The 2,001-nt window shown below is 45.1% G+C and carries 3 protein-coding genes; 2 read left to right on the top strand and 1 reads right to left on the bottom strand.

The genetic code is table 11. The annotated features are described in order from the left end of the window. A partial coding sequence (locus tag F6K20_RS36125) for an NAD(P)H-dependent glycerol-3-phosphate dehydrogenase (protein WP_353736890.1) occupies window positions 1–285 on the top strand: 285 nt, incomplete at its 5' end. On the opposite strand, the gene F6K20_RS36130 is transcribed toward F6K20_RS36125, so the two are convergent. Further along, the gene (locus tag F6K20_RS36130; RefSeq protein WP_044494286.1) at window positions 262–477 is read right to left on the bottom strand and encodes a hypothetical protein; all 216 of its coding nucleotides are present in this window, start codon (window positions 475–477) and stop codon (window positions 262–264) included. The two genes, F6K20_RS36125 and F6K20_RS36130, sit on opposite strands and share 24 nt — an antisense overlap. A gap of 729 nt (window positions 478–1,206) precedes the next feature. On the opposite strand from F6K20_RS36130, the gene F6K20_RS36135 reads away from it, so the two are divergent. Then, a partial coding sequence (locus F6K20_RS36135; RefSeq protein ID WP_287298042.1) for a sigma-70 family RNA polymerase sigma factor occupies window positions 1,207–2,001 on the top strand: 795 nt, incomplete at its 3' end.

Raw genomic sequence — 2,001 nt, forward strand, 5'->3', positions numbered from 1 at the left:
TGTTTGTCGGGACTAGGAGATTTACTCGCAACCTGTAGTAGTCGGCTCAGTCGCAATTATCAAGTTGGTTATAAGCTGGCTGTTGGTCAGAAACTTGCAGATATTCTGGCCAACTTGGAGGGAACAGCAGAAGGGGTCAACACTACAAAGGTTGTGATGGAACGAGCTAAGCTCAAAAGAATTTCAGTACCCATTACTTATCAAGTCCATCGATTGCTCCAAGGGGAGATAACCCCCCAAGCGGCTGTTGAAGCTCTAATGCTACGAGATACTAAGCCAGAATGATGGTCTGATCTCGAGTGCGTTCGCGTAGCGTGACCTACGGTCAATCGCGTAGCGGCTCTGTTCGCGTAGGGTGGCCTTTGGCCTTAAGAGTATCGCAATGATCATGAAAAATTTACCAAACCAGCTAGTATCCCTTGCTGCCTGACTGCGAAAGCTCTCCTGCTCCGGAAGCTCCCCTGCTTTCAAACTCATACAAAAAAACTGAGACAAAAAACTGAGACAAAAATTGAGACATTTTGCTGTTGTCTATCAGGCATCCTGAAAATATAAAATCTTTAGGGACATGCCACTGCTTGAGATAAAGCGACTACATCAAGACATTGCAAACTTTGGTAATGTTTTATCAAGTTTCGTAATATCAGTGCCAATCTAGCAACATAGCTAGGTGGCACTGATATTTGATTACTCTGGTAATTCGGCAATAATTTGGCAATTTTAAACTATGTGTATGCACTTATTCATAAGTTCGTTGTTTCTTCAAACCCATTCGAGCACAGGATATCCGCAAGTAGCTTCCCTACTGCTTAGTCCTTGATATTAGTCCCTGATACCCATAAATAAAATTTTTTCTTGAATTAGCGAGAATCTTTCTGGAATCCCCATGATGCGCACTGTAGATTAATACAGCTTTTGACCAAGGTCTCTATTTTACTATAGAGTTACTTATACAATAGCTGAAATCAGGAGATCCTGTTCCTTTTGCCATCTATAGACCTTTAGCTGAATGCGGCAAGGTAGGGTGGATAGATCGGGTGAACCGTTAGCTACCAATATTAATAAAGGCTACCAGGGATAACCGGTAAGTCTTGCCGGGAGAAAAAATTAAGTAGCTGTTTCTCCGATCATCATGGGTGGGAATTCTAGTACTAAGTGTGACAAACACAATTCCGTGTTGTCACTGGTTGTAATCGAGAGATCATTATGCCAGCCACTCCTTTCTATGCCGACACAGAATTAGATCACGAGACTTCTGCCTATAGCTTTGAGCTTAATGGCCCAAGGGACGATGGGGAAGGATCAGTGGATGACTTAGTTGATGTGGAGATTGAGGGTGCAGACGCGGCTAGCTTAACTAAAAATAGCACCCGTCGCACCACCGACCTAGTTCGGTTATATCTCCAGGAAATTGGTCGGGTTCGTCTACTGAGGCGAGATGAGGAAGTCTCGGAAGCTCAAAAAGTTCAGCGCTACATGAAACTACTACGGCTGCGCAATAATAAGTCGGCTATATCTGAGGATAAAGTCATGGAGCGCTTTGTCCACCTGATTGAAATCCATGATCGTCTAGCGTCCCAGTTAGGTCACCGTCCTTCCTTGGAACGGTGGGCAACGGCTGCAGGAATTGACGTTTCTCAACTGAAGCCGAGTATGTCAGCTGGAAAACTGCGTTGGGCAGAGTTAGCCGAACTAACATCCAAAGAGCTAGAGCAGGTACAAGCTGAAGGGCTCCAAGCTAAGGAACACATGATCAAAGCTAACCTACGTCTGGTAGTGTCAGTAGCGAAGAAGTATCAAAACCGTGGCTTGGAACTCCTAGACTTAATCCAGGAAGGAACTCTGGGATTAGAGCGAGCGGTTGAGAAATTTGACCCGACCAAAGGCTACCGATTTAGCACCTATGCTTACTGGTGGATCCGTCAAGGAATCACCCGGGCGATCGCTACCCAAAGCCGTACCATTCGCCTGCCAGTTCACATTACTGAGAAGCTCAATAAA

The organism is Moorena sp. SIO2C4 (assembly GCF_010672485.1).
Taxonomy (GTDB): Bacteria; Cyanobacteriota; Cyanobacteriia; order Cyanobacteriales; family Coleofasciculaceae; genus Moorena; species Moorena producens.